At 63.0% G+C, this 26,735-nt stretch carries 27 protein-coding genes; 14 read left to right on the top strand and 13 right to left on the bottom strand.

Annotated elements, in window-relative coordinates; genetic code table 11:
- Positions 1-65: 65 nt before the first annotated feature.
- From dnaQ to U0988_RS11555, 5 genes are all read right to left on the bottom strand, one after another.
- A complete protein-coding gene (dnaQ, locus tag U0988_RS11575; RefSeq protein WP_322292778.1) occupies positions 66-755 on the bottom strand; it encodes a DNA polymerase III subunit epsilon in 690 nt (229 codons plus the stop codon).
- A gap of 62 nt (positions 756-817) precedes the next feature.
- Entirely contained in the window at positions 818-1,432 is a 615-nt protein-coding gene (coaE, locus tag U0988_RS11570; protein ID WP_322292777.1) for a dephospho-CoA kinase, read from the bottom strand.
- A complete protein-coding gene (locus tag U0988_RS11565; RefSeq protein WP_322292776.1) occupies positions 1,429-2,295 on the bottom strand; it encodes a shikimate dehydrogenase in 867 nt (288 codons plus the stop codon). Before U0988_RS11565 ends, coaE begins: the two co-directional genes overlap by 4 nt.
- A complete protein-coding gene (locus U0988_RS11560) occupies positions 2,292-2,876 on the bottom strand; it encodes a Maf family protein (protein WP_322292775.1) in 585 nt (194 codons plus the stop codon). The genes U0988_RS11565 and U0988_RS11560 overlap by 4 nt, the downstream gene beginning before the upstream one ends.
- A gap of 10 nt (positions 2,877-2,886) precedes the next feature.
- A complete protein-coding gene (locus tag U0988_RS11555; RefSeq protein ID WP_322292774.1) occupies positions 2,887-3,732 on the bottom strand; it encodes a pyruvate, water dikinase regulatory protein in 846 nt (281 codons plus the stop codon).
- A gap of 353 nt (positions 3,733-4,085) precedes the next feature.
- On the opposite strand from U0988_RS11555, the gene hemE reads away from it, so the two are divergent.
- The 3 genes from hemE to rho all read left to right on the top strand — a co-directional run bounded on the left by hemE (position 4,086) and on the right by rho (position 7,048).
- The gene (gene hemE, locus U0988_RS11550; RefSeq protein WP_322292773.1) at positions 4,086-5,111 is read left to right on the top strand and encodes a uroporphyrinogen decarboxylase; all 1,026 of its coding nucleotides are present in this window, start codon (positions 4,086-4,088) and stop codon (positions 5,109-5,111) included.
- A 49-nt stretch (positions 5,112-5,160) separates the two neighbouring features.
- Positions 5,161-5,604 (top strand): CopD family protein, encoded by a 444-nt coding sequence (locus tag U0988_RS11545; RefSeq protein WP_322292772.1) that lies wholly within the window; start codon positions 5,161-5,163, stop codon positions 5,602-5,604.
- A 178-nt stretch (positions 5,605-5,782) separates the two neighbouring features.
- Entirely contained in the window at positions 5,783-7,048 is a 1,266-nt protein-coding gene (gene rho, locus U0988_RS11540; RefSeq protein ID WP_322292771.1) for a transcription termination factor Rho, read from the top strand.
- An 87-nt stretch (positions 7,049-7,135) separates the two neighbouring features.
- Here the strand turns inward: rho and U0988_RS11535 are convergent, their stop codons facing one another.
- On the bottom strand, positions 7,136-7,843 hold the full coding sequence (locus U0988_RS11535; protein WP_322292770.1) for a dienelactone hydrolase family protein: 708 nt from the start codon (positions 7,841-7,843) through the stop codon (positions 7,136-7,138).
- A 183-nt stretch (positions 7,844-8,026) separates the two neighbouring features.
- Between U0988_RS11535 and U0988_RS11530 the strand changes: the two genes are divergently transcribed.
- From U0988_RS11530 to U0988_RS11490, 9 genes are all read left to right on the top strand, one after another.
- On the top strand, positions 8,027-8,299 hold the full coding sequence (locus U0988_RS11530; protein WP_322292818.1) for a DUF6489 family protein: 273 nt from the start codon (positions 8,027-8,029) through the stop codon (positions 8,297-8,299).
- A 39-nt stretch (positions 8,300-8,338) separates the two neighbouring features.
- Positions 8,339-9,616: a tRNA uridine-5-carboxymethylaminomethyl(34) synthesis GTPase MnmE gene (gene mnmE, locus U0988_RS11525; RefSeq protein WP_322292817.1), complete on the top strand. Its 1,278-nt coding sequence runs from the start codon at positions 8,339-8,341 to the stop codon at positions 9,614-9,616.
- Positions 9,617-9,717: 101 nt separating this feature from the next.
- Positions 9,718-11,574 (top strand): tRNA uridine-5-carboxymethylaminomethyl(34) synthesis enzyme MnmG, encoded by a 1,857-nt coding sequence (mnmG, locus tag U0988_RS11520; protein ID WP_322292769.1) that lies wholly within the window; start codon positions 9,718-9,720, stop codon positions 11,572-11,574.
- 56 nt (positions 11,575-11,630) lie between these two features.
- On the top strand, positions 11,631-12,185 hold the full coding sequence (rsmG, locus tag U0988_RS11515; protein WP_322292768.1) for a 16S rRNA (guanine(527)-N(7))-methyltransferase RsmG: 555 nt from the start codon (positions 11,631-11,633) through the stop codon (positions 12,183-12,185).
- A gap of 18 nt (positions 12,186-12,203) precedes the next feature.
- A complete protein-coding gene (locus U0988_RS11510) occupies positions 12,204-12,980 on the top strand; it encodes an AAA family ATPase (RefSeq protein ID WP_322292767.1) in 777 nt (258 codons plus the stop codon).
- A complete protein-coding gene (locus U0988_RS11505) occupies positions 12,977-13,984 on the top strand; it encodes a ParB/RepB/Spo0J family partition protein (protein ID WP_322292766.1) in 1,008 nt (335 codons plus the stop codon). Before U0988_RS11510 ends, U0988_RS11505 begins: the two co-directional genes overlap by 4 nt.
- A gap of 220 nt (positions 13,985-14,204) precedes the next feature.
- Positions 14,205-14,771: a DUF4402 domain-containing protein gene (locus U0988_RS11500; protein WP_322292765.1), complete on the top strand. Its 567-nt coding sequence runs from the start codon at positions 14,205-14,207 to the stop codon at positions 14,769-14,771.
- A 218-nt stretch (positions 14,772-14,989) separates the two neighbouring features.
- Entirely contained in the window at positions 14,990-15,838 is an 849-nt protein-coding gene (locus U0988_RS11495; RefSeq protein ID WP_322292764.1) for a molecular chaperone, read from the top strand.
- Between the two features lie 30 nt (positions 15,839-15,868).
- Complete coding sequence (locus tag U0988_RS11490) at positions 15,869-18,649, top strand: carboxypeptidase-like regulatory domain-containing protein (RefSeq protein WP_322292763.1); 2,781 nt, start codon at positions 15,869-15,871, stop codon at positions 18,647-18,649.
- 31 nt (positions 18,650-18,680) lie between these two features.
- Here the strand turns inward: U0988_RS11490 and U0988_RS11485 are convergent, their stop codons facing one another.
- Together U0988_RS11485 and U0988_RS11480 are read right to left on the bottom strand one after the other, a co-directional pair.
- A complete protein-coding gene (locus U0988_RS11485) occupies positions 18,681-19,304 on the bottom strand; it encodes a hypothetical protein (RefSeq protein ID WP_322292762.1) in 624 nt (207 codons plus the stop codon).
- A 124-nt stretch (positions 19,305-19,428) separates the two neighbouring features.
- Complete coding sequence (locus U0988_RS11480) at positions 19,429-19,911, bottom strand: GAF domain-containing protein (protein WP_322292761.1); 483 nt, start codon at positions 19,909-19,911, stop codon at positions 19,429-19,431.
- Between the two features lie 102 nt (positions 19,912-20,013).
- Between U0988_RS11480 and U0988_RS11475 the strand changes: the two genes are divergently transcribed.
- Positions 20,014-21,471, top strand: a complete 1,458-nt coding sequence (locus U0988_RS11475) for a sorbosone dehydrogenase family protein (protein ID WP_322292760.1) — start codon at positions 20,014-20,016, stop codon at positions 21,469-21,471.
- Positions 21,472-21,492: 21 nt separating this feature from the next.
- Here the strand turns inward: U0988_RS11475 and U0988_RS11470 are convergent, their stop codons facing one another.
- Positions 21,493-23,232, bottom strand: coding sequence for an acyl-CoA dehydrogenase (locus tag U0988_RS11470; RefSeq protein ID WP_322292816.1), 1,740 nt, complete (start codon positions 23,230-23,232; stop codon positions 21,493-21,495).
- 85 nt (positions 23,233-23,317) lie between these two features.
- Between U0988_RS11470 and U0988_RS11465 the strand changes: the two genes are divergently transcribed.
- Positions 23,318-24,265, top strand: coding sequence for an L-threonylcarbamoyladenylate synthase (locus U0988_RS11465; RefSeq protein ID WP_322292759.1), 948 nt, complete (start codon positions 23,318-23,320; stop codon positions 24,263-24,265).
- A gap of 3 nt (positions 24,266-24,268) precedes the next feature.
- Here the strand turns inward: U0988_RS11465 and U0988_RS11460 are convergent, their stop codons facing one another.
- The 4 genes from U0988_RS11460 to fdxA all read right to left on the bottom strand — a co-directional run bounded on the left by U0988_RS11460 (position 24,269) and on the right by fdxA (position 26,734).
- Complete coding sequence (locus tag U0988_RS11460) at positions 24,269-24,601, bottom strand: hypothetical protein (protein WP_322292758.1); 333 nt, start codon at positions 24,599-24,601, stop codon at positions 24,269-24,271.
- Between the two features lie 48 nt (positions 24,602-24,649).
- Complete coding sequence (locus tag U0988_RS11455; RefSeq protein WP_322292757.1) at positions 24,650-25,402, bottom strand: head GIN domain-containing protein; 753 nt, start codon at positions 25,400-25,402, stop codon at positions 24,650-24,652.
- A 158-nt stretch (positions 25,403-25,560) separates the two neighbouring features.
- Entirely contained in the window at positions 25,561-26,094 is a 534-nt protein-coding gene (locus tag U0988_RS11450; RefSeq protein WP_322292756.1) for a CarD family transcriptional regulator, read from the bottom strand.
- Between the two features lie 301 nt (positions 26,095-26,395).
- Positions 26,396-26,734 (bottom strand): ferredoxin FdxA, encoded by a 339-nt coding sequence (gene fdxA / locus U0988_RS11445; protein ID WP_322292755.1) that lies wholly within the window; start codon positions 26,732-26,734, stop codon positions 26,396-26,398.
- Position 26,735: the final 1 nt, after the last annotated feature.

Here is a 26,735-nt window from a genome sequence, read left to right as displayed (position 1 = left end):
TACTACCCTTTCGTTATCGCGCGCCGCCAAGCAAAATGATGGCGGCTCGCGGGTTGAGGATCGCTTCATCGCCCCCAAAGCGGGGACTGAATTTTCTGGAGAAATTCCAGATGTCGGCCGAGTTCTGCCGCGCTCGCCGCATGGGCCCGCGGCGCACGGCGGTCGGACCGCGGCGGCGCGTCGGACAGCACGCCGGCGGGGACCTCGATCTGCACCGTCTCGGCGGCCAGCTCCAGCCCGATCTGGCGGCCGCCGGTCAGTTCGACATAGACCTGGGCGAGCAATTCGGCATCGAGCAGAGCGCCGTGCTTGACCCGGTGGCTGCGATCGACCCCGTAGCGGCTGCACAGCGCATCGAGCGACAGCTTTGCCCCCGGATGCTTCTTGCGCGCAATCGCAACGGTATCGACCATCCGGCTGGTGCACACCGGTTCCCGCGACACGATGGTCAGCTCCGCATTGAGAAATCCGAAATCGAATCCGGCATTATGCGCGACGAGCGGCGCGTCCTCGAGGAAATCCAGCAATTCCTCGACCGTGTGGGAAAAAAGCGGCTTGTCCGACAGGAAGGCCGACGAGAGGCCGTGGACCGCCTCGGCCCCGGCGGGCATATCCCGCTCAGGATTGAAATAGGCGTGGTAAGTGCGCCCGGTGGCGACCTTGTTGATCATTTCGACGCAGCCGATTTCGACCATGCGGTCCCCGCTACGGGGGTCGAGACCGGTGGTTTCTGTATCGAAGACTATCTCGCGCATCAGCTATAGTATCGGCGCGCGGGTGGCGGTGCGCAAGGGTCAATCGATCCAAAATACGCCGGTCAGTCGGCGGCGCGGGACCGTTTGAGCTGCGCGACAAGTTCGCGCACCGCCTGGCGCGTCTCGTCGAGGCTGCCCGAAGTATCGATCACATGATCGGCGCGGGCGCGCTTGTCCGCATCGGGCACCTGCAGGCTGAGGATATGGGCGAATTTTTCGGCCGTCATGCCGGGGCGGCCAAGCACCCGCTGGCGTTGGATTTCAGCCGGGGCCGAAACGACCACAATTTGGTCCACCCGCTTTTCGCCGCCCTTTTCGAACAGCAGCGGGATGTCGAACAGCAGGATCGGCGCACCGGCGTGTTCGAGCAGGAATTCCGAGCGCAGTTCGGCGACCGCGGGATGCACGATCCCCTCCAGCCGGGCGAGCGCCTCGGGATCCTTGAACACCTGTTCCCCCAATCTCACCCGGTCGACCCCGCCGGGACCGGTCGATTCGGGGAATTCTGCTTCGATCGCATCGAGCAAGGCGCCGCCAGGCCCTTGCAGAACATGGACCGCGGCGTCGGCATCGAACACGGGAACGCCTTCATCCTCGAACATCCGCGCCACGGTCGATTTGCCCATGCCGATGGATCCGGTAAGCCCCAGAATCAGATGATGGCCGAATGTGCTCATTGCATCAGCGCCGCGCGCAGTTCGGCATCGCATTCTCGCGGCGGTGCAACGCCGAAAAACAGTTCAAACGCTGCCGCGGCCTGCCCGATCAGCATCGACAATCCGTCCACCGTGCGAAAACCGGCGGCCCTGGCTCCAATCAGAAACTCAGTTTCCACCGGGTCTGTCACTATATCATAGACGATACTGCCCGGCGGGGCATGGCTGAAGTCGAATCGCAAGGGCGGCGATCCGTGCATTCCCAATGGGCTGGCATTGATCACCAGATCGCAGCATCCCTCGCGGGCATCGAAGGCAAAGTCGGTGGGATTGGCAAAATGGGACAGGCTGGCGGCATGGTGATCGCTTCCGGCGGCAAGCTCGTCCAGCAGGGCGCGCGCCTTGGCGGGATCACGTGCGGCCACCACCAGCGTGAAGCCCCGGCTGCCAAGCGCGGAAACGATCGCGCGCGCCGCGCCGCCCGCTCCGATGATCCGCGCCATGCGGAAATAATGGCTGTCCCCCAGCTCCGCCGCCAGCGGCTCCAGAAATCCGGCGGCGTCGGTGTTGGTGCCGGCCAGCAGGCGGCCCAAGCCCGGGTAAATTGTGTTCACCGCGCCGATTGTACGCGCGGCCTCGTCGAGAGAGTCCAGCAGCGGCATGACGGCAAGCTTGAGCGGCATGGTCACATTGCAGCCGCGCCAGGCGGGATCGTTTCGCCGCTCGGCGAGATAATCTGCAAGTCCGTCTGCGGTTACCCGCACCGCGCGGTATTCCGCCTCGATACCAAGCCTTTCGAGCCAGAAATTATGGATCGCGGGCGATTTCGACTGGGCGATCGGATCGCCGATCACTTCGGCATAGGGGATACCGGCACGGCTCATGACGGCAGCTCCCCCAGATCGCGCAGCGCCGCAAGCAGCGGCAACAGCGGCATACCCAGGACGGTAAACTGGTCGCCGACAATCGATTCGAACAATTGCACGCCGCGCGCCTCGATCCGGAATACGCCGACGCAGTGCGACACTTCGGGCCATTCGGCGGCGAGATAGAGCTCGATGAATTCGTCCGACAAAGCGCGCACCTTCAGCTGCGCCCGGTCTGCATGATGCCACAGGATCTCGCCGTCGCGGACGAGCGCCGCCGCGCTGTGAAGATCCATCGTCTTGCCCGAGAAATACCGCAGATGCTGCGCCGCCGCGGCGCGGTCCGCGGGCTTGTCGAACCGTTTGCCCTCTACTGAGACCAGCGAATCGCTGCCGAGGATGATCCGGCCCGGATATTGGCCCGACAGCGCAGCCGCCTTGGCGCGGGCCAGAGCGAGGGCAATTTCCGCCGATGGCTGGCCGTCCAGCTCCGCCTCCAGCGCGCGCTCGTCCAGATCGGCGGTCACGGCTTCATAGGCTACCCCGGCCGCGTTCAGCATCGCCCTGCGCGAAGAGCTTTTGGAAGCAAGGACGATCATCGCTTCCCGCTCATATCGGTTTCGGCCCGCGGTGCGAAGGGGTCTCCAGCTTGCCGCGTTCGTTGAGCAGCTTGATGACTGCGGCGGCGGTTTCCTCGATCGAGCGGCGGGTCACGTCGATCACCGGCCAGCCATTGTCGGCAAACATCCGCCGGGCGTACTGGATTTCCTCGCGCACCCGGTCGCTGTCGACATAGGAGGTTTCGGCGGTTTCGTTCATGCTGAGGAGCCGGTTACGGCGGATCTGGACCAGCCGGTCCGGCGCGGTGGTCAGACCTACCACCAAGGGGTGCTGCAACCCGAACAGCGCGGCGGGCGGGGGGCTTTCGATCACCAGCGGAATATTGGCGGTCTTGTATCCGCGGTTAGCGAGATAAATGCTGGTCGGCGTCTTGGAACACCGCGAAACCCCGGCGAGCACGATATCGGCATCTTCCCAATCCTCCGATCCCACCCCGTCATCATGCGCGATGGTAAAGTGGATCGCGTCGACCCGGCCGAAATAGGCGGCGTCCATGATATGCTGACGGCCCGGACGTCCGTGCGCTTCCTGGCCGAGCTGGGTTTCCAGGGCGGCGGTGACCGCGTCGAGAGCCGGAACCGCCGGCAGCCCGAGCTGGCGGCAATGTTCCTCCAGCCGGTCGCGGGTCTCGGGATTGACGAGCGTGAACAGCACCAGACCGGGATTATCCGCCAAATCGGGGACGATGCGGTCGAGATGCTGGCGCGAACGCACCATCGGCCAGAAATGGCGGACAATCTTGGCATTCTCGAATTGCGCGAGGGCGGCATTGGCGACCATTTCCAGCGTTTCCCCGGTTGAATCGGACACCAGATGCAAGTGCAATTGACTCATGTTCGGCCTGCTGCTGGAGGACGCGCCTATCGGCTCCTCGCGGGGAAAGGGGCGTGTGGACAAGTTCCGGCATAAACCACGGGACAAGTGCGGCGACAAGTTCCGACGGGAATTCGCTCCCCGCTGACAGGTCATTGGACCCGGACTTGCGGCCGGGATAAGTCTGTTATCGACAGGCTGGGGACAGTGGGGACAGCTATCGCTTGACGCGCAACCGTGCGGATTCGACAAGGGCCGCGATATCGCCAGGCAGGGACAAGTCGGGCAAAGCCGGCTTGTCCCCGAAATCCACAGGACCAACAGACTCCTACAATCCTTATTATATACTTTATTATTTTGATTGGACTCACTCGATGCCTGGTCTTTTGCTGGAAACCTTGCGCGGACATCGCGGCACGCAGACGCCCATGTGGCTGATGCGTCAGGCCGGACGCTACCTGCCCGAATACCGCGCATTGCGCAGCGAAAAGGGCGGATTTCTGGACCTGGTCTACGATGCCGATGCCGCGGCGGAAGTAACGATCCAGCCAGTGCGCCGGTTCGGCTTCGACGGCGCAATCCTGTTTTCCGACATCCTCATCGTACCACACGCCATGGGCCAGAAGCTCGAATTCCTGGCCGGTGAAGGTCCGCGCCTGTCGCCCCGGCTGCTGGATGCCGCGCTGGAGGGCCTGGAAGCGGCACCACAGCACCTCGAAGCGATTTACCGGACCGTGGCCAGGGTCAAGGCGCAATTGGGGCCTGAGACCACCTTGCTGGGCTTTGCCGGAAGTCCGTGGACTGTCGCGACCTATATGGTGGCCGGTGAAGGCAGCCGCGATCAGCATGAAACGCGCGCCCTGGCCTACCGCGATCCGCAGGCGTTCCAGGCGATCATCGATGCGATCGTGTCGGTTACTGTGGAATATCTCGCCGGACAGATCGAAGCCGGCGCGGAAGCGGTGCAATTGTTCGACAGCTGGGCGGGCAGCCTGGCTCCGGCCGAATTCGAACGTTGGGTAATCGCGCCCAACGCCGCCATCACAGCGGCGGTAAAGGCGCGGTATCCCGATGTGCCTATCATCGGGTTTCCCAAGGGGGCGGGTGAGAAACTGCCGGCCTATGCGCGGGAAACCGGCGTCGACGCGCTCGGGATCGACGAAACCATCGACCCGGTCTGGGCAGCGCGGGTATTGCCCGCGGGAATGCCGGTCCAGGGCAATATCGATCCGCTGCTGCTGCTCGCCGGGGGGGAAGCGCTGGACGAGGAAGCAGTGCGCATCCTCGAATGTTTTGCGGACCGCCCGCATGTGTTCAACCTCGGCCACGGAATCGGCCAGTTCACCCCGATCACCCATGTCGAGCAGCTGATTTCCACCGTGCGCGGCTGGCGCGGCTAAATTCATTACGAGGGGTGCTTTTGACGGCACCCTTCGCTACATCCCTCCCATGCAGGACGTGCTTTCGATGGTCTATCTCTGGCTCAAGGCTGGCCATGTCATTTTCGTGATTTTCTGGATGGCGGGGCTGTTCATGTTGCCGCGGTTCTTCGTCTATCATCAGGAAGCCGAAGCGGGTTCGCCCGAAGAAGCGCGCTGGGTGGACCGCGAACAAAAGCTGCTGAAGATCATCCTTCGGCCCTCGATGATCCTCGTGTGGCTGTTCGGGCTGGCACTGGCGGGATCGATCGGCGCCTTTGCGCAGGGCTGGTTCCACGCCAAGCTGCTGCTGGTGCTTTTGCTGTCGGGTTATCATGGCTATCTGTCCGCCTATGCCCGCAAGCTGGCCCGCGGCGAGCGTCCGCTGACCGGCAGAAAACTGCGCCTGCTCAACGAAGTGCCCGGTGTGGCCGCCGCGATCATTGTCGTGCTGGTGATCGTCAAGCCGTTCTGAAGAGGCCAATTGACGCGCGCGCCGTGTCGGCGTATTTGCAAGGCCTGTTCGGCTGAGGCTTCGCCGTTAATCGAAGCCGGGTCTGCTTTCTCCAAGCCCTGACGACCTGCCGCCTATCTTGAAAATTCCCGGGTTTCCGCGTGCGGATATTCGGGCCAGACTTATCGGATTTACTCCCATGCATCTCAGAGAACTCAAAGCCAAGCCCCCCGCCGAACTGGTCAGTATGGCGGAAGAACTGGGGGTCGAAGGCGCGTCCACCATGCGCCGCCAGGACCTGATGTTCTGCATCCTGCGCGAATTGGCCGAGGACGAGGAATATACCGACCAGATCATGGGTATCGGCACGATCGAAGTGCTGCAGGACGGCTTCGGCTTCCTGCGCAGCCCCGAAGCGAATTACCTCGCCGGGCCGGACGATATCTATGTTTCGCCCAACCAGATCCGCAAATGGGGCCTGCGCACCGGCGATACGGTGGAAGGCGAAATCCGGGCGCCCAAGGATGGCGAACGCTATTTCGCGATGACCAGCCTGGCGAGCGTTAATTTCGAAGATCCCGACCAAGTTCGGCTGCGGACCAATTTCGACAACCTCACCCCACTCTATCCCGACGAAAAGCTCAATCTCGATACGCTCGATCCCACCGTGGTCGACAAATCCGCGCGGGTGATCGACATCATCTCGCCGCAGGGCAAGGGCCAGCGCGCGCTGATCGTGGCCCCGCCCCGCACCGGCAAGACCGTGCTGCTGCAGAACATCGCCAAGGCGATCACGGACAATCACCCCGAGGTGTTCCTGCTGGTGCTGCTGGTGGATGAGCGGCCCGAAGAAGTCACCGACATGCAGCGCAGCGTGAAGGGCGAGGTAATCTCCTCCACCTTCGACGAACCCGCGACACGCCATGTGCAGGTTGCCGAAATGGTTATCGAGAAGGCCAAGCGCCTGGTCGAGCACAAGCGCGACGTGGTGATCCTGCTCGATTCCATCACCCGTCTGGGCCGCGCTTACAACACGGTGGTTCCCAGCAGCGGCAAGGTACTGACCGGCGGCGTCGACGCCAACGCCTTGCAGCGTCCCAAGCGGTTCTTCGGCGCGGCGCGGAATATCGAGGAAGGCGGGTCGCTGTCGATCATTGCCACCGCACTGATCGATACCGGCAGCCGGATGGACGAAGTTATCTTCGAGGAATTCAAGGGCACCGGCAATTCGGAAATCGTCCTCGACCGGAAAGTCGCCGACAAGCGCATCTTCCCTGCGCTGGATGTCGGAAAATCCGGCACCCGCAAGGAAGAATTGCTGGTCGAGAAGGACAAGCTCTCCAAAATGTGGGTCCTGCGCCGCATCCTGATGCAGATGGGCACAATCGATTCCATGGAATTCCTGCTCGACAAGATGAAGGATTCCAAGACCAACGAAGATTTCTTCGCGACGATGAACCAGTAATCCCGCGGGAGAGAAGAAGCCCTGATTGGCACCTTCTCTCAGGTTTCCAGCTTCGGGTTCGCTGCCGCCGCCGCGCGGGCGCGCAGATCAGCCCTGCTGCAACAGGTGTCTCGCGAAAAACTCCGCCGTCCGGCTATCGGCGAGCTGCGCGCCTGCCTCGTCCCGGCGCTGACCGCTTTCGGTGGCGAAGCCGTGATCGAGCCCTTCGTAATCGTGCAGCGTCACCTTGGGATGGCTATCCAGCCCGCCGTGCATCGCCTTTTGTGCCTCGGCGCTGACGAAGTGATCGGCGGTGGGGATGTGCAGCATCAGCGGATGGGCGATGGCCTTCGCCTCGTGCAGCATCTGGTCGATCATCACCCCGTAATATCCGACGCTCGCATCCACATCTGTCCGAGTCGCCGCCATATAGGCGAGTTTCCCTCCCAGGCAGTAGCCGACGCAGCCCACCTTGGGCACGCCCGCTTCGCGCCGGATCCAGTGGATGGTCGCCTCGATGTCCTTCACCCCGTCGTCTGGGTCGTATTTGCCAAACAGGCTTAGCGCGCGGTTGAATTCTTCCTCGACGTCGGGATCGAGCTGGATGTTCGGTTCCATCCGCCAGAACAGGTCGGGGGCAACCGCGAGATAGCCGGCCTCGGCCCATTTATCGCACTTTGCCCGGATACCCGGATTCACGCCGAAGATTTCCTGGATCACCAGGATGGCCGCTTTCGGACTGCCGGCCGGCCGCGCAACATAGGCTTCGAAGCTGGATTCGCCGGAGAGGGTGGGAATGGTGGCGGTATCGTTCATGGTGGATCCTCGTTGTTTCGCGGAGATGCTTCGGGTTGATCGGCTTCGGACAATTATAGCCAGCCTCTTGCGTGCAGGCTTTACCAAACTCACCTAATGGTCAACACTCTGCACCGTGAAGTGCGCCGTGAAGTGCAGTGCGGGACAGGGCTGCCATTATACAAGCCCAACGGAGGAAACGCGATGAAGGTCCATGTGGAAATTGAATGCACACCGGAGGAGGCGCGGACCTTCATGGGGCTGCCCGATGTGGGTAAGGCCAACGACATCTATGTCGACACCATCACCAAGGCGATGAAGGGCGTCTCCAATCCCGAGCAGCTGCAGGATTACGCCAAGCAACTCGCTCCGATGGGCCAGGTTGGACTCAAACTGTTCCAGAACTTCGTCGAGGGCGGCCTGAACGCAGCCAGCGGCGGGATGATGGGCAAGGGTACCGCCAAGAAGGGTGACTGATCTGCAATTGCGTGCGCAGTTCGCTCGTATGATACTGTAATCATGGACACTATTTTCGCCCTTTCCAGCGGATCTGCGCCCGCCGGGATCGGGGTGATCCGGATCAGCGGTCCCGGCGCGGCGGACGCGTTACAGCGTCTCGCGGGCAAACTACCTCCGCCCCGGCGGGCCGTGGCGCGGTATCTGAAGGATAGCGACGGCGGTGTGCTGGACCATGCGTTGGTGCTGTTCCTGCCTGGGCCGCACAATGCCACCGGGGAAGATACCGCAGAGCTTCACCTCCACGGGGGCCGGGCGGTTATCGCTGCGGTGGAAGGCGTGCTGGCGGGCATGGATGGCCTCCGCCGCGCGGAGCCCGGCGAATTTACCCGCCGCGCATTTATCAACGGCAGGCTCGATCTGGCCGAATCGGAAGGTCTCGCCGATCTGCTTGAGGCGGAAACCGAACTGCAGCGCCGGTCGGCAATGGCGCTGCTGGGAGGGGGGCTGTCGCGGGTGGTCGAGGAATGGCGAGGCCAGGTCCTGACGCTGTCCGCGCAAATTGAGGCAGTCCTCGATTTCTCCGACGAGGAAGACTCTGCCGATCTTCCTCCGTCCTTCGCCGAAGGGCTCGGCGCGCTTCAGTCCGTTATTGGTGAGTGGCTGGCGCGGCCCCGGGCTCGGGCCTTGAAAGAAGGCTTCCGGGTCGTCCTCGCAGGGCCGCCAAATTCAGGGAAATCAACTCTATTCAATGCGTTAGTCGAGGATGAGGCCGCCATTACCGCGCCCACGGCCGGCACTACGCGCGATGTCTTGCAGCGAACCTGCGCGATTGCGGGCATACCCTTCACCTTTCTCGATACCGCAGGCCTGCACGAAGTCAGCACGGACCCCATCGAGCTCATCGGGATCGAACGCGCCAGAGCCGCGCTCGGCAAGGCAGACCTCGTCCTGTGGCTGGGAGACGAAGGGCAGGGACCGCCCGATGCCTGGGAGATCGAGACCAAGATCGACCTTGGCAACCGAAATCGCACATCATCACCCGAAATGCGGATTTCCGCAGCTACCGGGGAGGGAATGGATGAGTTGCGCCGCCGCCTGATCGCCCATGCGGCAGCTGCTCTGCCGAATCCTGGGCAGGTCGCGCTGAGTGACCGGCAGCACACGCTGCTTGCCGAAGCTCTCGCAAGCCTGAGCGAGATCTCGCCCGCCGGGGATCTGTTGCTGATCGGCGAAAGCCTGCGCAGCGCGCGGTCGGCCTTCGACCGGTTGATTGGCCGCAGCGCGACCGAGGATATGCTTAATACGCTGTTCAGCAGGTTCTGCATCGGCAAGTAGCGTTTCAGCGCGGAACGACGGGCGGGTGTTTCACGTGAAACACAGGGCAGTCCGCCGCGAGACCCTTTGACCGGCGGGGGCGGCTCGACTATCGGGCGATCATGCATAATTTCCAGATCCTGATTGTCGGCGGCGGGCACGCCGGGGTCGAGGCCGCTGCCGTGGCCGCGCGGATGGGTATGCGCACCGGGCTGGTGAACTTCGAACTGGACACGATTGGCGCAATGAGCTGCAATCCGGCCATTGGCGGGTTGGGCAAGGGCCATCTGGTCCGCGAGGTCGACGCTCTTGATGGGGTGATCGGCAAGGCCGCTGATGCCGCGGCGATCCATTACCGGATGCTCAACCGGTCGAAGGGCAGTGCCGTCTGGGGTCCGCGTGTCCAGGCGGACCGGAGGCTGTTCAAGGCCTCTGTTCAGCGCCAGATACGGATGCAGGGCAATCTGCAGCTGATCGCGGGCGAGGCGGCCGAATTGCTGTTCCGTTCGGGCAAGGTGGCTGGTCTGATCCTCGCCGATGGCACGGTCCTGATGGCCGAAACGGTTGTCCTGTGCACCGGTACTTTCCTTGGTGGAACGCTTTTTCGCGGAGAGGAGCGGCTGACTGGCGGGCGGATCGGAGAGGCTTCGGCCAGCAAGCTTGCGGCACAGATGCGCGAAGCGAAGCTGCCGATGGCGCGGCTCAAGACGGGCACTCCGCCGCGCATCGACGGCCGCACGATCGATTGGGCGCGGCTCGCGGAGCAAACTTCCGACAGCGAACCATGGACGATGTCGCCGATGACGCCGCGGCGCCTGAACCCGCAGGTGTTTTGCGCGATCACCCGCACCAACGCGCGAAGCCACGATATCATTCGCGCCAATCTTGACCGCTCGCCGCTGTTTTCGGGCGCGATCGGTGCGGAAGGGCCGCGCTATTGCCCTTCGATCGAAGACAAGATCCACCGCTTCGGTGATCGGGACGGGCACCAGGTCTTTCTCGAACCGGAAGGGTTGTCGACGCATCTGGTCTATCCCAACGGGATCAGCACCTCGCTGCCGACCGATGTCCAGATCGCCATGGTGCAAAGCATGGAAGGGCTGGAACGGGCCGAGATCGCCGTGCCCGGTTACGCGGTTGAATATGATCACATCGATCCGCGCTGCCTCACCAGCGGGCTGGAAGTGGCCGATATTCCTGGTCTCTATTGCGCCGGACAGATCAACGGCACCACCGGCTACGAGGAAGCAGCCGCGCAGGGACTGGTCGCAGGCATGAACGCGGCTGCTGCGGTTTCCGGGCGTGAGCCGGCGAAGCTCGACCGGGCAAATTCCTATATCGCCGTCATGGTCGATGATCTGACGTTGCACGGCGTGACCGAACCCTATCGGATGCTGACCTCGCGCGCCGAGTACCGCCTCAGATTGCGGGCAAATAACGCCGTCACCCGCCTCACACCGCTCGGTCTGGAGGCGGGATGTATCGGTCCGGAACGCCAGGCCTGGTTTGCCGCGCGGTGTGAGCGCAGCGACGCCTGGGCTGCGGCCATGACCACAGTGGTTTCTGCAGCCGAGCTCGAATCGGCGGGTCTTCCTGTGCGCCGTGACAATGGGACCAAGCCGCTTAGTGACTGGCTGCGGTTCGGCGGGATCAGCCTGAAGACTGTATCGCCTTGGCTTCCTGCCGGACTGGAACCCGACGACGAGGTGGGGCAGGAAATTGCCGAGGACGCCGCTTACGCACCCTATCTGGCGCGGCAGGAAAGCGAGCTGCGCGAATTGCGCGCCAGTGAAGCAGTCCTCCTCGGTGCCGACTTCCCGTATGGTTCGGTTCCAGGGCTCTCGAATGAGATGACCGAGCGGCTGGCCAAGGCACGGCCTGAAAACCTGGCGGCAGCCGGCAGAGTCGCCGGGATCACGCCCGCCGCGCTGTCGGCGGTTCTGGTGTTCGCGCGCCGCCGCGAGCGGCAGGCGGCGTGATTACGGGGGAATCCTCAGCCCGAGCCTACGTTGCCAGGCTATGCGATGCCGCAGCGATGGAAAAGCTGGACCGCTTCGTGGCGATGTTGACAGCGGAGAGCGCACTGCAGAATCTGGTGGCGAAGCCGTCGCTGGAAGTTGTCTGGCAGCGGCATATTGCGGACAGCGCGCAGCTTCTGGAGTATTTTCCACGTGAAACAGGGCGGTGGCTTGATCTGGGCACCGGAGCAGGGCTCCCCGGCGTTATCATTGCCATCATGCGGCCTGAATGGCCGGTCATGCTCGTGGAATCCCGCAGGCGCAGGATCGAGTGGTTGCTACGCGTGACGGGCGAGCTGGAACTTCCCTATTGCCAGGTAATCGGAAAGCGGCTCGAGCAGGTGGAAACTGTCCCGGTTTCGGTCATATCGGCTCGAGCCTTTGCGCCGCTGGCTACGATTCTCGATTTGTCCGCTCGATTTTCCACAAGCGAAACCGTCTGGCTGTTGCCGAAAGGGCGGTCTGCGGCGCAAGAATTGAATGCACTGGATACGAAGCAAAAACAGCTGTTCCACGTGAAACAGTCGGTCACCGACCGGGAATCGGGCATAATTGTCGGAAAATTAAGCTAAATCAACAAGGTATATTCCATGATAACCATCGCGATAGCCAATCAGAAGGGCGGAGTGGGCAAGACCACCACTGCCATCAACATTGCAACCGCGATGGCCGCAACGGGATGGAAGACGCTGCTGCTCGACCTCGATCCCCAAGGTAACGCGTCCACCGGACTGGGTATCGAGGTCGAGGCCCGCGTCCGCTCGAGCTACGACATACTGGTCGATCAGGTCGCCCTGCACGAGTGCATTCTGCCGACCAATATTCCCAATCTCGACATTATTCCCGCAACGGTCGATCTCAGCGGTGCCGAGGTGGAGTTGGTCAGCGTCGAAGACCGCACGGCGCGCCTGCGCGATGCGCTCGCCGGACATACGGCGCATGATATCTGTTTCATCGATTGCCCGCCATCGCTCGGCTTGCTGACCCTGAATGCGCTTGGGGCCGCCGATACATTGATGGTTCCGCTGCAATGCGAATTCTTCGCGCTGGAGGGTCTGAGCCAATTGTTGCTGACGGTCGAACGGGTCCAGCAGCGCTTCAATCCGGATCTCGGCATTATCGGGATTGTCCTGACAATGTTCGACCGGCGCAACCGGCTGACCGACCAGGTGGCGGACGATGTGCGTGACTGCCTCGCCGGACTGGTCTTCGAATCGGTCATTCCGCGCAATGTCCGGCTGTCGGAAGCGCCCAGTCACGGCCTGCCCGCGCTGGTTTACGACCATTCCTGCGCGGGCAGCCGCGCCTATATCGCTCTCGCCCGCGAATTGATCGGACGTTTGCCCGAACAGAGGAAAGCCGCATGAGCAACCCCCACGCCGATCCGATTCGCTTTTCCGTACCGGCCCGCGCGGCTGCGGAAGGAAAAAAGAAGCTGGGCAAGGGATTGAGCGCCCTGATGGGCGAAACCCGCCGCGAGGAACCGCTGGTGCGCGGTGCTGTCACCGATCAGGATGTGCCGTCGGGCAGTGCCCAGTCCGGGGCTGCAGGCGGCGCGGCCCGGTCCGGACTGGCATCGCTCGCAATCGCCTCGATCGAACCCCTGCCAGGTCAACCGCGCCGCCATTTCGACGAAGCCGCGCTGGCCGAGCTGTCGGCCTCGATTGCCGCGCGCGGGGTAATCCAGCCGATCATCGTTCGCCCGCTCGCCGGCGGGCGCTATCAACTTGTGGCTGGCGAAAGGCGGTGGCGGGCGGCGCAGAAGGCGCAATTGCACGAAATACCGGCGCTGGTGCGCGATCTCGACCCGCGCGAGGTGATGGCGCTGGCGCTGATCGAGAACATCCAGCGGGAAGACCTCAATCCCGTCGAGGAAGCGCGCGCCTACCAGCAGCTGGCCGACGAGGAAGGGATGAGCCAGGGCGAGATCGCCAAACTGGTCGACAAATCGCGTAGCCATGTCGCCAATCTCCAGCGGTTACTGGGCCTGCCGGTTGAGATCCTGACCTTGGTGGAACAAGGCGCGCTGTCCATGGGCCATGCACGGGCGCTGATCGGCTATGATAACGCCGCCGCGCTTGCACGGCAGGCGGTGGACCAGAAACTGTCGGTGCGGGATGTCGAACGGCTGGTAAAGGCCGGCACCTCACCCGCGCATTCCGAATCGGAACGTCGCAAGGCAAGGACTTCCCGCGACCCGGCAAAGGATGCCGATATTGCGGCGGTGCAAGGGCATCTCGAAGAGTTTCTCGGGCTGGCCGTGAAGATCAAGACGGATGTCGATCCGAGGTCCGGAACGGTCACGATCCGCTATCGTACCCTCGACCAGCTGGACCTGGTCTGCCAGCGTCTGACGGGCGGCGATATCTGATAAATAACTGATTTACAGCCAGATACTCTTTCGGAGAGCCAGGCTGGTTGCCCGTAAAGGTTAACCGCAAAGGGTTTATCCGTTAACCATAACCAGAAGCAAAGATTGAACGCAGTGGTTCTACTTAGGGCTTCTCGGATGGACAGGGGCGTTCATTCGGCGGGGAGCCGGAATGGTCTTCCCCGACGGGATCGAAGACCATCAATAAGGACCACATCATATGAAGAAGTTTCTCCGTTTCGGCGCTGCAAGCGCAGTCGTCGCCGCATCGCTCGGCATGTCTACTGTCGCGCACGCTCAGGATAGCGCTCAGGCTGACGCATTTGCCGAAATCCTGACCGCGCTTACCTTGGAACTCGACACCGGCAGTTCGCTTGATTTCGGTGCGATGGTCATAACCGGCGCGGGCACCGTATCGCTCGATGCCGCGACCGGCACTCTCGATTGCTCCGCTGCCGCCATCGTGTGCAGCGGAACCACCGAACTGGCGGCCTTCAGCATCACTACAGGCACCGCTCTGAAGAACGTCACTATCGTGTTCGATACGCCGACAGCCACTCTGCTGCGCGCTGGCGGGACCATTGGCGACGCCGCTGACGAACTCGAGCTCAGCAACCTCAATTCCGATGCGGCCCTGGTGGCCGACCCTCTGGGCGATTTCTATCAGGTCGCGCTTGACGGCGTAGGTACCGCAGGCTTCCTGGTTGGCGGCGACCTGGCGTTCGACGGCTCCGAAGTTGCCGGCGTTTACCAAGGCACCTTCACGGTATCCGTCGAATACACGTAAGATAACAAACGCTTCAGGTATGCCGAACGACGGCATTCCCCGCGCGTAATGAATTGGGAGGGCCGTGTCCGCAAGGACGCGGCCCTCGCTGTTTTGGATCTCGAATATCCGGCGCTTCTCATGTTTAACCGATCTTAACCCTATTCGACTACTCCCTCAGGATAAGTACTGAGCCGCCGTGTAACGCGGCCGATATCCTCCAGGGATCGACACCGAATATGACACCGAATATAACCAACAAAGTTTCCCGTTCACTCGGCTCGGCGGTTGCCGCAATTGCCGCGTTCGGCAGCCTCCTGTCCGCCGCGCCGGTCTCCGCGCAAGGCGATCTGCTGGTGGCTCCGACACGGATCATCCTCGACGGACGCCGCGGCACCGAAGTCATTCTCAGCAATATCGGGTCCGAAGAAGCGACCTACCGCATCGGGCTGGAACTGCGCCGGATGACAGCGACCGGGCAATTGGTCGAGGTTGAAACCGAAGCCGCCAACGAGCTCGAACAAGCCGCGCTGTCGATGGTTCGCTATGCTCCGCGCCGGATTACCCTGCCGCCGGGCCAGCCGCAGGCTGTCCGTATATCCGCGCGGCCGGGGGCGGAGCTGCCCGACGGCGAATACCGCGTCCATATGTCGTTCCGCGCTATTCCGCAGCAGCGCCCGATCACCGCAACACCCGAAGAAAGCCAGGGAATCAGTATCAAGCTGATCCCGATGTACGGCGTTACCATTCCGGTCATCATCCGTCACGGCCGGTTGGAATCCACGGTGGCGATCAGCAACCCGCAAGTCGCCGAGGGTCCGCGAGGGCCTGAACTGCGTCTCGCCATAACCCGCAGCGGAGCCAAATCCACTTACGGAGAGCTGCGGGTAACCCGGCCCGGCAGTGACGATCCGATATTCCTTGCGCGCGGCATCGCTATCTACAGCGAAGTGTCCGAACGAATTATGCAGTTCGAGCTTACCCCGGAACAGACCGCGGCGATGAAGGGCCAGTTGCGCTTCGAATACCGCGAAATGCCCGAAGCGGGCGGGGCCGTGATCGCCGTGGTCGACACGGTTCTCGGCTGAGCAGGCCGGATCAGGCCGAAAGTCCTTACGGTGTCACCGCATTACCCCTGGGCCCTTGCCGCCGCCGCAGTTGCGGCGGCGCTCGGCGTTGCGGGTCCGGTGAATGCGCAGACCCAGACAAGCCAACAGACCTGGCAGCCCAGCGAAGACGATCTCCTTCTGCTGCAAATGAATGTCGGCTCCTACAAGCTGGCGAACGAAATCCGCGGTTATCAGACGGATAGAGGCGTGTGCCTGGATCTCGCTGACGTCATTCAGGCACTCGACCTGCCCATCCGGCTCGACAAGAAGTCGCGCCGCGCAACTGGCTGGTTGTTCTCGGAGGACCAGACATTCACACTCGATCGTGCCGCTAATAGGGTACAAAACGTGAACAATGGTTCGGTACCCGTCAATGGAGATATTTTCGACACACCCGAAGGCTGGTGTGTTGACACCAAGGCGCTGTCACGGTGGTTTGGCGTCACCCTCAAGCCGGACCTGTTCAATTCGGCAATCCGGCTCGAAAGCGACACGAAATTGCCGTTCATCGAAGCGATCGAGCGCCGAAGTCGCGCCGCGCGACTTCGGCCCAAGCGCGAAGCGTTCGATCTGTCCGCCTATCCGCACGCCAGGAACGAATACAAGATGTGGCGGACACCCTCGGTCGATGCGGTCGTTCGGGTGGGATACGATTCGTCCGCCGCCTCGAAGACCTCAGGCCGGTTCGAGTTTTACGCGGCCGGCGAAGTCGCCGGTGCCAGTGTCGATGCGCGGCTCAGTTCAGACAACCAGTTCAAGCCCAATTCGCTGCGGGTCAGCGCGTTTCGCAACGATGCTGCGGGCGGAATGCTCGGCCCGCTGGCCGCAACCCAGATCGCGGTTGGTGACGTCGAGACGCAAAGCAGTCAATTGACCGCGCAGAGCGCCGTGGGCCGGGGTGCCTATATCAGCAATCAGCCGCTTGGCCGGCAGTCACGCTTCTCCAGCACGACAATTCGCGGAACGATGCCCTCGGGCTGGGATGCCGAACTTTATCGCAACGGTCAGCTGATCGCGTCCCAGACGGATAGCGACGACGGCCGCTACGAATTTCTCGATGTCGATCTCTTCTACGGCCAGAACGACCTCGAGGTCGTACTCTACGGGCCCCAAGGCCAGGTCCGCAGGGAGCGGTTCGCACAGCCCGTGGGCGTGAACAATGTCGAACCGGGCAAGACCTTTTACTGGGCCGGCATCCTCCAGGATGACCGGGACCTGATCGACCTGCGCAAGACCAATGTGGGTACGGTCCATGCCTGGCGGGGCGGGGTCGGGGTGGAGCGCGGGCTGGACAAACGGACCAGCGCCGCGCTTGGCCTGCAAAGCCTGGTGGTCAACACAAGGCGGCGAAATTATCTCGAGGGTAGCCTATACCGTACGCTCGGCTCCATGCAGTTGGAGCTGGCGGCGGCGCATCAGCTGGGCGCGGGCGCTGTGCTGCAGACCAGCGCGCTGGGCCGGCTCGGGACCTTCAACCTCGGCGCCAATGTCACATGGGTCGAGGGCGATTTCGCGAGCGAATTCGTCAGTGAGGGCCTGGAGCACCGCTATGGGTTCAATTTCGACACCTCGCTGCGCCTCGGCAAATTCATTCTGCCTGTCCAGGGCGTAATCGACCGCTCCGTACTGCGCGACGGTTCGAAGGTTACCAAAGCGTCTCTGCAGACGGCGGTCGGGCTGAGGGGCATTGCGCTGACGGCGCAGCTCCAGCACGAGCGGATCGAGGACCGTACGCCCGGCGCGAACAGCTCCACCACGCGCCTGCGCCTGCTGGCGAACACGCGGCAATTCGGGCTGCGCCTGCGCGGCGCGGCCAGTTTCGATCTGTCAGGCAAGAATAACCAATTGGAAACAATACGAATTTCAGCCGACAAGTCGATCGACGATCGGCGCGACATCACTGCCGAAGTCGAATATGAAGGCACCCGGCGCGATACCACTTTTGGACTGGGCTACACGCACCGGTTCGATCGATTCGCCCTGCGAACCAACGCCAATTATTCGACCAGCGGTTCGGTTGGTGCCAATCTCGCATTGTCCTTCAGCTTCGGACCGGACCCGGTAAACGGCGGTATCCGCTTCTCGGAGAAGAAACTTGCCCGCAGCGGCCAGGCCGCCGTCACCGTCTTCCGCGACGAGGATGGCGACGGACGCCGCGGTCCCGGCGAAGACCTGCTCAAGGACGTCTATGTGGAAGCGGGCCTGCGCACGACCGATGCGATCACCGACGAGACCGGGCGGACGATCGTGGACGGGCTGCGACCCTACATTCCGATCCTGGTCGGAGTGGACGAATCCTCGCTCGGCGATCCCTTTCTTGCTCCGGCCACCAAGGGTATCGTCGTGGTGCCCCGGCCGGGGGTCGCGGCAATCATCGAATTGCCGGTAGCTCCTTCCGGCGAAGTCGAAGGTACGCTCCAGACGCCCTCGGGCACCGATTTGGCAGGAGTCGTGCTCGAGCTGCTGAACGCCCGCGGCGCTGTGGTGGCGGCGACCATGAGCGAATACGACGGCTTCTTCCTGTTCGAGCGTGTTCCTTACGGTAAATACCGGCTGCGCGTGGCCGTCGAGTCTGCTCGTGCCCTGCCGATACCCGCCGGGATCGATGTCCCTGTCGAATTGGCCCGGGGCAAGGACATAGCCCGGATGGGCATCGTCCGTCTGGTTTACGGGAAATCCACCGTCGCGCAGAATTCGGACGGTAATGCGGCGGTGACGATAGCCGCAGCAGCGCCGATCGCTGGCCCGGGTACCGGATCGAGTGGCGGAATGGGCGGAACCACTCCCTGACGGTGACTATCGAGGGCCGCTCAGGCGGGTTCTAACGCCCGTGGGTGGTTCTGTCTCGTCTGGGCTTTACCGGAGGGATCTTTCCCCGCTTTGGGGCAGCCGCGGTGCCAGACACTGACTTTCCGACTATCACCTCTTCCTCGATCCATTCCTCGGTCACATACTCCCGGACCACCGCCCGCTGTTCGACCGGGATCATGATCGGCACGAGCATGACCGGACCGTAGCAGCAGCCCATGTGCCGCCACGGCGCTGCGTGCTGCGGCAGATAGGCTTCGCACCCGTCGCGCTCTTCGCGGCAATCGGACGTTTCGCCCGGCCAACCGCCCGCATGCCCGGGGTAAGCGAAATAGACCGGCACGCCCAGCGGGTCGCCGCGATATTCCAGAGGTGGGTGGCCGACCGCGTGATGCATCGGTGCAAGGGCATGTTCGCGCCTGTATTCGACGCGGCGCTCCAGCTCTTCGAATTCCGGCTCCGCTTCCCGCTCGATCGAGACGGGCGCGGATCCTGGCAGTGGCTGTATCACCGCCTCTTCCTCGTAGATAATTTCCGGATCGCCGGTCTCGGCCCATGCGGGTCCTGCGGCGGCCAACGCGGCAGATAATAAAGCAACCCGGGCAACCGGGCGCACAATCATTTTGCGGGTTCGCATCGCTGTTCCCCTTACTGCCTGCGGGGCGATTCCCGGACATTACCGGAATTCTAGCAGCAGTTTGCGCCGAGAACGACGTCTTCATGCCCCATGTCCCGAATCGGACCATTAGCTCCCGGCGCGATCAGATACGGTCGGCGAGCAAATCCGCGAGCCGTTCGATACCGGCCGCATCCTGCGCGTCGAACCGGGCGAGGTCGGGGCTGTCGAGGTCGATCACTGCCACCACCTGGCCCCCGCGGATCACGGGAACCACCAGTTCGGACCGGCTGACCGCGTCGCAGGCGATATGCCCGGGAAAGGCGTGCACGTCCTCGACCAGTTGGGTCTGCGCGTCGCCCGCCGCGGTTCCGCAGACGCCCTGGCCCAGCGGAATACGGATACAGGCGGGGCGGCCAACGAAGGGGCCGAGAACCAGTTCGCCGCCGACCAGACGGTAGAACCCCGCCCAGTTCAGCGCCGGCAGAAACTCCGCCATCAGCGCGGCAACATTGGCCATGTTCGCCACCGCGTCGGGCTCGCCGCCGGTGATCGCGTCGCAGGCATCGACCAGCTGGCGATAGAGTTCGGGCTTGGGCAGATCCGCATCGGGGGTAAAATCGAACATGGCGCAATCCAATAGGCCCGCTGCGCCCAGATGCAAGGCCGCGAAGGGGCATACGCTACCACCCCATTGCCGCGGGCCGCCGCCTGTCTTATCGGGGAAGCCATGAGCACAAAACGCAAGATATTCGCCTGGATCATCGGTCTGATAGTCCTGATCCTGCTGGTCTTCTGGTGGCTGTCCCGCGGCGACTGGGCGGGCCTTTCGGTGGACGAGGTGTCGGGGGAAGGGCCGACCCTGGAAGAACCCAAGGCGGAAACGATCCCGACGATCAACATCGCCGAACCGGTCGGCTGGCCCGCCGGAGAGGCTCCTGACGCCGCGGACGGGCTGGTGGTGAACCGTTTTGCCGAGGGACTCGATCATCCCCGGGTCATTCACACACTGCCCAATGGCGATGTTCTGGTGACGCTGACCCGCGCGCCTGCCTCTGGCGACGGCGGCGGGATTACGGCATGGATCGAGGACCTGCTCATGACGCGCGCCGGAGCCAAGGGCGAATCGGCCAACGAACTCGTCCTGCTGCGCGACCAGGATGGTGACGGCCGTTCCGACCAGCGGCTGACAGTGCTTGACGATCTCGACTCGCCCTCCGGCATCGCATGGCGCGATAACCGGCTGTATATCGCGAACCACGACGAGCTGCTGGCCTATGATTACGAGCTGGGCGCTGCCACCACCACGGGCGATCCTGAAAAGCTGATGGATCTGCCGCCAGCGGGAAACCACTGGATGCGCAACATCGCTCTCAGCCCTGATGGAGAGAAGATCTTTGTCGCCGTCGGTTCCGCTTCGAACATCGGCGAGAACGGCATGGACGTGGAAAAAGGCCGGGCGGCGATCTGGGAATATGATCTGGAGGCAGGGCGCCAGCGTCTGTTCGCGACCGGTCTGCGCAATCCCAACGGCCTCGATTTCAGCCCGTGGAGCGGCGAATTATGGACCACGGTCAACGAACGCGACATGCTCGGCTCGGATCTCGTGCCCGATTATTTGACCAATGTGCCGGTGGGCGCGAATTACGGCTGGCCCTGGGTCTATTACAAGGACACGATCGATCTGCGCGTCGAGGCACCGATGCCCGCCTTTACCACCGAATATGCCCGCTATCCCGAATTCGCTCTGGGGCCGCATGTCGCCGCGCTGGGCCTGGTCTTCAGCGAGGAAGGCAGCACCATGGGCGAGAAATTCGGCAACGGTGCGTTCATTGCGCGCCACGGTTCGTGGAATCGCAAGCCCGCCTCCGGATATGACGTGGTCTATGTCGCGTTCGACGATCGGGGCAATCCGCTGGGCAAGCCGGTCCCGGTACTGACCGGATTTCTCAACGACAACGGCACGACCAAGGGGCGGCCTACATGGGTCGATTTTGCGGGCGATGGGTCACTGCTGGTCAGCGACGATACGGCAGGGATCATCTGGCGGGTCACCGCGCCGGGAGCAGAGCCGCGGGCGGCAATCGTACAGCCGGTTCGCCGGTCGCTTCCCCCGCAGCGCCAGCTGCAGGGTGACCCGCGGGCCCGCTTCATCGAGGATTACGCGCGCGAACAGATTGCCGAATAGCCCGCGCCCGTTGCTGCGGTGCTATCCGACGAGCTGCGCGGCGCTGAGTTCGTAAAGCCCGCTCGCGCCCGCGACAGCCGAGGCTTTCAGCCCGGCGGCTTCCGGCACGATGTGGTCGAGGAAGAAGCGCGCCGTAGCCGGTTTGATTGCAGCAAGCGGCGCCGCCGCACCCGCTTCGACCGCGCGTTTCTGGCGGAGCATTTGCCACCCGGCAACTGCGACCGCGCACATTTCGCAGAACGGCACGCTGCCGGCGAGCCGGTCATCGAGGCTGGCCTCCTCGCGCATCCAGACGCCGATGGCGGCGCAGTCGCTCGCCAAGGCGAACAGCGCGGGCTCGTCCGCTGAATCGCGCGCGATGTCCGCCATTAGCGAGGCGAACACGTCGCCGTTCTCGAAGCCGAGTTTCCGCGTCACCAGATCGGCCGCCTGGATGCCGTTGGTGCCTTCGTAGATAGGCGCGATCCGGGCGTCGCGATAATGTTGGGCCGCGCCGGTCTCCTCGACGAAACCCATCCCTCCATGCACCTGCACACCGATACTGGCGACTTCGACCCCGGTGTCGGTGCCCCAGGCCTTGATCAGCGGGACCAGCACTTCGGCCCGCAGCGCGGCGGCTTCGTGCCCCAGCGTGCCCCGGTCGACCTGTCCGGCCGTATAATAAAGCAGCGCCCGCATCCCTTCGGTGAGCGCCTTCATCCGCATCAGCATCCGGCGCACGTCCGGGTGTTCGATAATCGCTACCGCAGTGCGGTCCGGCGAACCGGCGCGCGCGGATTGCACCCGGTCGGCGGCATAGTGGACGGCCTGCTGCAGGGCGCGTTCGGCAATCTGCACGCCCTGGCTGCCGACGTTGATGCGCGCCGAATTCATCATCGTGAACATCGCCGCCAGCCCCCGGTTCTCCGCCCCGACCAGCTCCCCGACACATTCGCCATTGTCGCCATAGGACATGACGCAGGTGGGCGAGGCGTTGATGCCCAGCTTGTGCTCCAGACTGACGCAGCGAAGATCGTTCCTTTGCCCGAGCGACCCGTCGGCATTGACCAGATATTTCGGTACGACAAACAGGGAAATGCCGCGCGATCCTTCGGGCGCGCCCGGGGTCCGGGCCAGCACCAGATGGATGATGTTCTTCGCCAGTTCGTGTTCGCCCCAGGTGATGTAGATCTTCTGCCCGGTGATGCGGTATTTTCCGGCGTGCTCCCCGTCCTCGATCGGAATGGCGGTGGTGCGCAGGGCCCCGACATCGCTGCCTGCCTGCGGTTCAGTCAAATTCATCGTGCCCGACCATTCCCCGCTCACCAGCCTTGGCAGATAAAGCGCCTTCTGGGCCGCGCTGCCGTGATGCTCCAGCGCTTCGACCGCGCCGATCGACAGCATCGGCAGCAGGTTGAAGGCGAAATTGGCGGTGCCGAGGTTTTCCAGCACGTTGCAGCCCAGCACGCTCGGCAAGCCCTGCCCGCCGAATTCCGGCGCCGCGGAAATCGCGTTCCAGCCCTGTTCGACATAGGCTTCGTAAGCCTCCGCAAACCCATCCGGCAGGTGTACGACCCCGTTCTGCAGCTGCGCGCCTTCGGTATCGCCAATCCGGTTGAGCGGAGCCCATTCACCTGCCGCAAACGCTCCGATGCCCTCGACGATCGCTTCGACCATGTCCGGCTCCGCCGCGGCAAACCTATCCGATGCGGCAAGCTCCTCGATCCCGCCGCAAATCCTGATGGCGAGCAGCTGGTCCTGGGTGGCGGCGGTGTAAGGGATCACGGGTCTATCCTTGCGGTCTCGGTCAGCCAAAACGGCACGGGAACTTCTTGGCTTTTCAGCGCCCCCACTATAGCGGACCGGCATGACGGGCAAGAACGCTACGGAAATGCTGCAGGCGGACCGCGCCGGGATCGCCCGTGCTGCGCGAATCCTGCAGTCCGGGGGCCTCGTCGCCGTCCCGACCGAGACGGTTTACGGGCTGGCGGCGCGAGCGGACGATGCTTCGGCAGTGGCCGGTATTTACGCCGCCAAGGGCCGTCCCGGCTTCAACCCGCTGATTGTCCACGTCGATACGCTGGAACAGGCGGAGGCGCTGGCCGAGTTTTCCCCGCAGGCGCGCCGGATTGCGCAGGCGGTCTGGCCCGGGCCGGTAACGCTGGTCCTGCCGCGGCGGGACGGGGCTCCGCTCGCGGCAGGGGTTTCCGCGGGACTGCCGACAATTGCCCTGCGGATGCCGGCGCATCCGGTGATGCGGGCGCTGATCCGAGAAAGCGGCTGCGTTCTCGCGGCTCCCTCGGCAAATCCGAGCAACGCCGTCAGCCCGACAACGGCGGCGCATGTCGCCGCTTCGCTCGGCGGCCGAATCGACGCGATACTCGACGGGGGCGCGTGCGAAGCGGGTCTCGAATCGACGATTCTTGCGATACGTCATGACGCCAGCCTGGAAGTTCTGCGTCCGGGGCCGTTTGATCTTCGCCGATTGAGCGAGTTCGGGCCGGTGGGCGCGAATATTGCGGCGGGGATCGAGGCGCCCGGCCAACTCAGGTCGCATTATTCTCCGGGCAAACCGGTGCGGCTCGCTGCCGGAATGCCGGAGGCCGACGAATTCATGATCGGCTTCGGCGGGATTGCTGGCGATGTCACCTTGTCGGCAGGCGGTGATCTGACCGAGGCGGCCGCAAATCTCTACGCGGCGCTGCACAGCGGAGGAGCTTCATCGCAGCCGCGGATTGCCGTCGCCCCGATCCCCGAAACAGGCGTGGGCGCGGCGATCAACGATCGCCTTCGCCGCGCATCGGCGTCCCGCTAGGCCTCACCTGCGGCCGGGTTCGGCAGGGATCCCGGGACTGATCGCGCGCATTTCGGCCTCGACTTCCTGGAGTTCGCGGCAGGCGGCACCATCGCCATCGTCGCATTCCTCGGCCAGCTTCTCGCGCTTGCGGTCGAGCTTACCCAGACGTTCCTCGCGCTTGCGAATCTCTCGCCCGCGCTTTTCATCCGATTCCGACTGGCTGGTGGTGGCAAGATCGGCGGCCTTGCCGACCACTTTGACCGGCGCAGTGACCACATCCAGCGCCGTCCGCGCAATGCAGCCGGGAAGCAGTATCAGTGAACCCAGAGCCAAACCGGAGAGCAGCGCGCGCATGGAAATTCCTTTCCTGCGCCCCATAGCTATCGGCGGCGAGCCCGTCGATTACTTGTCGGCCTGTTGCACCGAATTGCAGGTGAGCTTGCCGGAACCCAGCGAACTCAGCGTACAGGTCGCGCGGCCATTCACCGTGACGTCGCCGGATCCCATGATGTTGGCGGCAACTTTTCCGTCGGAGGCGAATTCGGTGCTGCCCGATCCCATGATCGAGACTTCGGCTTGGTCGGCTTTCAACGCGGGCATGGCAGCACTGCCCGATCCGGCCATCGACACTTCCAGCCTCTCCGCTGTGCCCGTAGCTTCGTAACTGCCCGAACCGGCAATGTTGACTTTCAGCACGTCGGCTGTGACCCGGGCGGCGGTGACCTTCCCCGATCCGAGGAGCTGCACCGAGGCATCTCCGGACAGGGACGCCGCTTCGATGGTCCCGGAGGCAAGCAGAGTCAGGCTGTTCGGCGGCGGCATGGTGACCTTCACCTCCGCCTTGCCGGTGTTCTTCCAGCTGCCATCCATACGCGTAATTGCCAGGGTGCCGTTCTCGAGCGAGAAACGGAGCGCATCGATCGCCGCCTGGTCGCCTTCCACCGAAATCGCCAGCGTTTCACCGTCGCTGATCCGGACGCTGTCCGGCCCGGCCAGCACCACTTCAGTGGGCGGAGCGCCCGTCAGGTCGAGATCGGCGAGGGGCACGCCTTCCTTCCCGTTGATCTTGATATCCGGCCCGTCGCAAGCGGCCAAGCCCGCGGCCAAGACCACCGCGGCCAAAGGGCCCCACATCCGTGAAATTCCGCGCAGCATCCGATTCTCCTGCCACAAACTGCCTCTATCTGTATTGCTAGACTAATACAGTAAAGGGGCAATGGCAAGCATACCTTATGCAGGAATGAAAAAGGGCCGCCCTTGGGGGCAGCCCTTTTTCATGGATTCGGCGCGTTGGCCGAACAGTGGCGGCGCGCTTACGCCTGCTCGGCATTCTCGTAATATTGCGGTGCGTGTTCGCGCAACACGTCGAGAATCTTCAGAAGAGCGGCGGGTTCGTCGGTCTTTTCCATGGCCGCGAGTTCGCGGGCAAGGCGGCTCGACGCCGCTTCGAAAATCTGCCGTTCGGAATAGCTCTGTTCGGGCTGGTCTTCCGGGCGGAACAGATCGCGCGTAACCTCGGCGATCGAAACCAGGTCGCCGGAATTGATTTTCGCTTCGTATTCCTGCGCCCGGCGCGACCACATGGTCCGCTTGACCTTGGGTTTGCCCTTGAGCGTTTCCATCGCTTCCTTCAGCGTCTTGTCGCTCGACAATTTGCGCATCCCGATCGCGTCGACCTTGTTGGTCGGCACGCGCAGGGTCATGCGTTCCTTTTCAAACCGCAGGACATACAGTTCGAGCTGCATCCCGGCGATTTCTTCATTCTGAAGCTCGATCACCCGGCCTACCCCGTGCTTGGGATACACCACGTAATCGCCGACATCGAAGGCGTTTGCCTTGGTTGCCATATAAAATCCTTTCGTGTGGGCAATACCCCGAACGCCAGTCAAATGTCCTGCGGACCGCGCGCTTGCACGGCCAAATTTGGAATTACTGCTGAGGTTGGGTGGTCTGCGCCTTTCCAGATACTACGCCTGCCGGACCGCGGCCGAAATGCGGCTGGCCCTTACAGTTGCGCATTATATAACATATGTAGCGGCGAATTTCCAGCCCGCATGCAAATTGCCGCCGCGGCGCGACCCAAGGGCCGATTCGCAGCGGCCGAACTACAAAATTTACCTCGGCGCCGATGGCGGCGCGGCAGGTTCTCTAGTCGCCTTCACCCGGTTCGGGGGTGAAGTATTTGTCGAACTTGTCCTCTTCGCCCTTGTGCTCGTCCGCATCGGCAGGCGGCTGTTTCTGGCTGGTTATATTGGGCCATTCCGCGGAGAACTTGGTGTTGAGCTCAAGCCATTTTTCGAGATTGTCTTCGGTATCGGGCAGGATTGCTTCGGCCGGACATTCCGGTTCGCACACACCGCAGTCGATGCATTCGCTGGGATTGATCACCAGCATATTCTCGCCTTCGTAGAAACAGTCCACCGGACAGACTTCGACGCAGTCGGTGTATTTGCATTTGATGCACGCCTCGGTGACGACATAGGTCATG

This window comes from Allopontixanthobacter sp. (assembly GCF_034376665.1).
In the GTDB taxonomy this organism is placed as follows: domain Bacteria; phylum Pseudomonadota; class Alphaproteobacteria; order Sphingomonadales; family Sphingomonadaceae; genus Allopontixanthobacter.
Note: the sequence above shows the minus strand (reverse complement) of the source record. Positions and strands in the feature narration are given on the sequence as shown.